This is a genomic window from Ramlibacter sp., assembly GCF_035706265.1.
In the GTDB taxonomy this organism is placed as follows: Bacteria; Pseudomonadota; Gammaproteobacteria; order Burkholderiales; family Burkholderiaceae_C; genus Ramlibacter.
In genome coordinates this window covers 1-3,456 of record NZ_DASSVG010000356.1, presented here as the reverse complement: position 1 = coordinate 3,456, position 3,456 = coordinate 1, and the positions used below count along the sequence as shown (strand labels likewise).

Below are 3,456 nucleotides of genomic sequence, written 5' to 3'. Positions count from 1 at the left end.
CCACCGCCAGCGCATAGCCCACGGCGACTGCTGCATCCACTGCGTTGCCACCGCGCTTGAGGATGTCCACGCCGACCTCGCTGGCCAGGTGCTGGGCCGACACCACCATGGCGTGTGGCGCGGTGACCGGCGTGTCCTTGGACAGGTTGGCCAGTGTGGTGGGCTCGGCGGTGGCGTCCAGCGCCTGCTTGGGGATCGAGTCCTGCACCACGGCCGACTGCGCATGGGCCGAGGGCAGCGCGGCCAGCAGCAGGGTGGCGGCAAGGGCGGTGACGAGAGGGTGTCGCATCAGGGGCTCCCGGGGGTCATGGGGACGGAAGAACTGGCCGGGCATGGTAGCGCGACCGTTCCGTTCGATGCTCCGTGCCGGCAGTCCCTGCCCGATCCCTGCGGTGTGGGCGGCGGACGTCCAGACGTCCGCCGCCGCGTCGATCAGCGTGCGTCGCTCCATGCGCGCACTGCTTCGGCAAAGGCCAGGCAGTCGGCGAAGCGGTTGTACAGCGGTGCCGGCGAGATGCGGATCACGTCCGGTTCGCGCCAGTCGCCGATGATGCCGCGCTCGACCAGGTAGTCGAACAGGGCGCGGCCCTGCTCGCGCCCGCCGCGCACGCGGATCGACAGCTGCGCGCCGCGCTGCGCCGGATCGGCCGGCGTGATGATCTCCAGCAGGTCGGCCAGCTGCGTGTTCACCAGCCACTCCAGGTAGCCGGTGAGCTGCAGCGACTTGGCGCGCAGCCGGTCCATGCCGGCGCGGCGGAAGATCTCCAGCGAGATGCGCAGCGGCACCATCGCCAGGATCGGCGGGTTGGACAGCTGCCAGCCTTCCGCGCCGGGGGTGGGGTCGAAGCCCGGCGCCATCTGGAAGCGGCTGTCTCGGCGGTTGCCCCACCAGCCGTGGAAGCGCGGCAGGTCGGCCTGCGCGTGGCGCTCATGCACGAACACGCCGCCGACCGCGCCGGGGCCGGCGTTGAGGTACTTGTAGTGGCACCACACGGCAAAGTCGGCGCCGCTGTCGTGCAGCGCCAGTGGCAGGTTGCCCACGGCATGGGCCAGGTCGAAGCCGACCGTGCAGCCCTGCGCGCGGGCCAGCGCGGTGATCGCCTGCAGGTCGAACGCCTGGCCGGTGCGGTACTGGATCCCGGGCAGCAGCACCAGCGCGACGCGATGGCCATGCGCGGCCAGCGCCCGCTCGATCGCCGCCATGCTCAGCGTGCCGTGCGGGCCGTCGCCCTCCAGCTCGATCAGCGCGTCGGCCGGGTCGAAGCCGTGGAAACGGATCTGCGACTCCACCGCGTAGCGGTCGGTGGGAAACGCGCCGGCCTCGATCAGGATCGCCGGGCGCTCGGCGGTGGGGCGGTAGAAGCTCACCATCAGCAGGTGCAGGTTCACGCCCAGGGTGTTCATGGCGACCACTTCGATCGGCTTCGCGCCGACCAGCCGGGCGAGGTCGTCGCGCAGGTAGTCCTCGTAGTTGAGCCAGGGCGCGCGGCCCTTGAAGTGGCCCTCCACCGCCAGCTCGCCCCAGTAGTCGAGCTCGGCGCTCAGGGCGGGACGTGCGGCGCGCGGCTGCAGGCCCAGCGAGTTGCCGCAGAAGTAGTGGCCTTCGCCGCCGTCGTGGGGCGGGATCAGGAATTCGTCGCGGAACGGTCGCAGCGGATCGGCGTCGTCCTGGGCCTGGGCCCAGGCGCGGGTGGCTTGATAAGTCTCGGACATGGGGCGCTTCCGGATGAAACGACCCCCAAGAGTACAGCCTGAACGGCGCCCTGCGTCAGTGCGCGAGGCTGGCGGCGATGTCGCGGCAGCCCTGGTCGAATGCCGCCTGCCACGCCGCACCGGCCTGGCTGGCCGCCGGACGCAGGCAGCGCAGCTGGATCGCCTTGCCGGCGCGGTACCAATAGTGCTCGACGTAGGCCAGGGTCTCGCCGCTTTCCTTGGCGATGTACAGGTAGTCGTCCGGCCCGTTGCTGTTGCTCACGCCGCGCACCAGCTCGTAGCCCGGCAAGGCCTGGGCCTTGGCCTTGGCGTCGTCGACGTAGCGCTGGTAGGCGTTGAGGTCGCCCACCTGCTTCACGGTCACGGTGACCCGCGCCAGCGTGTTGCCTGCGGTGGGCGACGGATCCGGTACCTGGAATACCCGCACTTCCGGGTCGCCCTGGGTTTCCATGATGCCCAGCCAGCTGTCCGGCGTGCGGTAGGTGACACTGCCGCCGGCCATGCTGACCTCGCCGGCCAGGGCATGCAGCGGAAGGAACAGCAAGGCGGCGAGGGCGGTGCGGCGCAGGAAGCTCATGCGGACTCCGTCGTGAAGCGGGCTGGGGTGATCAAGAGCGGCGCGGGGCGCCGCAGGCGTGAAGCATAGCCGCTGCGTTGCCTGCCGGGCCCGACGGCCGTCACAGCCGGCCGTCAATCCACTGCCGTCATCGGACGTATACTCCCCGAGCTGACGCCTTCACGGTGTCATCACAGGGGAATTCGGCATGAACGAGGCTCGACGGCAGCGCTACGCGCGTGCCAAGCCCATCGCCTTTGCCGCGATGGAGCTCGAACCAACCCGCCGCGACACCTATGTGGACGCTGCCTGTGGCGGCGACGAGGCGCTGCGCGAGGAAGTGCTGTGGATGCTGGAGGCGGCCGAGGACACCAGCGACGCCCCGCTGCTGCTGCCCCTGCTGAGCGGCGACCTGCGCGACGACAGCGGCGCCAGCGTGGCCGGCGCCGAGGCCTGCCGCTACCGGCTGGTGCGCCAGCTGGGTGAGGGCGGCATGGGCGTGGTGTACCTGGCCGAGCGGGTGATCGGCGAGGGTTCGGCGGAGGAGATCCGCCAGCACGTGGCGCTTAAGTTCATCCATTCCGGCAGCCTGCTGACCGCCGGCGCGCGGCGTCGCTTCGCCGACGAGCGGCGCATCCTCGGCTCGCTCAACCATCCCGGCATCGCCAACCTGATCGACGGTGGCAGTACCCGCGACGGCCGTCCGTTCCTGGCGTTGGAGTATGTCGAGGGCGTGCGTATCGACCAGTGGTGCGAGCAGCGCGAGCTGTCGCTGCGGCGCCGGGTGGTGCTGTTCCTGAAGGTGTGTGCCGCGGTGCGCCACGCGCACGAGCGGCTGGTGATCCACCGTGACATCAAGCCGGCCAACATCCTGGTCACCCCCGAGGGCGAACCCAAGTTGCTGGATTTCGGCATCGCCCGCCTGCTCGACCAGGTCGGTGGCGTCACCGACCACCCCACCATGACCCTGCAGCGCGCGCTCACCCTGGCCTACGCCAGCCCCGAGCAGGTGCGCGGCGAGGCGCTGGGTACGCGCGCGGACGTGTGGTCGCTGGGCGTGGTGCTGTACCAGCTGGTGTGTGGCGAACGCCCGTTCGGTGCGGTGGATACCGAGTCGCCGCTGGAGCTTTCGCAGGCGATCGTTGCCGGCCGCATCGTGCCGCCCAGCCGTCGCCTGCGTGGTGAGG

3 protein-coding genes and 1 pseudogene are annotated in these 3,456 nt (G+C 70.7%); 1 reads left to right on the top strand and 3 read right to left on the bottom strand.

What is annotated here, in order from left to right:
* The 3 genes and pseudogenes from VFM98_RS13025 to VFM98_RS13015 form a co-directional block, all read right to left on the bottom strand.
* A pseudogene (locus VFM98_RS13025) lies at positions 1–289 on the bottom strand (hypothetical protein); the annotation flags it as partial.
* A 143-nt stretch (positions 290–432) separates the two neighbouring features.
* Entirely contained in the window at positions 433–1,713 is a 1,281-nt protein-coding gene (gene kynU, locus VFM98_RS13020; RefSeq protein ID WP_325110347.1) for a kynureninase, read from the bottom strand.
* Between the two features lie 55 nt (positions 1,714–1,768).
* Positions 1,769–2,290: a hypothetical protein gene (locus VFM98_RS13015; RefSeq protein WP_325110346.1), complete on the bottom strand. Its 522-nt coding sequence runs from the start codon at positions 2,288–2,290 to the stop codon at positions 1,769–1,771.
* Positions 2,291–2,477: 187 nt separating this feature from the next.
* Between VFM98_RS13015 and VFM98_RS13010 the strand changes: the two genes are divergently transcribed.
* Positions 2,478–3,456 (top strand): serine/threonine-protein kinase (locus VFM98_RS13010; protein WP_325110345.1); only part of this gene is annotated, 979 nt, incomplete at its 3' end.

What these genes read in the sequence shown, in the direction of transcription:
- kynU (WP_325110347.1), bottom strand. Translation starts at nt 1,713, where the DNA reads ATGTCCGAGACTTATCAAGCCACCCGCGCCTGGGCCCAGGCCCAGGAC.
- VFM98_RS13015 (WP_325110346.1), bottom strand. Translation starts at nt 2,290, where the DNA reads ATGAGCTTCCTGCGCCGCACCGCCCTCGCCGCCTTGCTGTTCCTTCCG.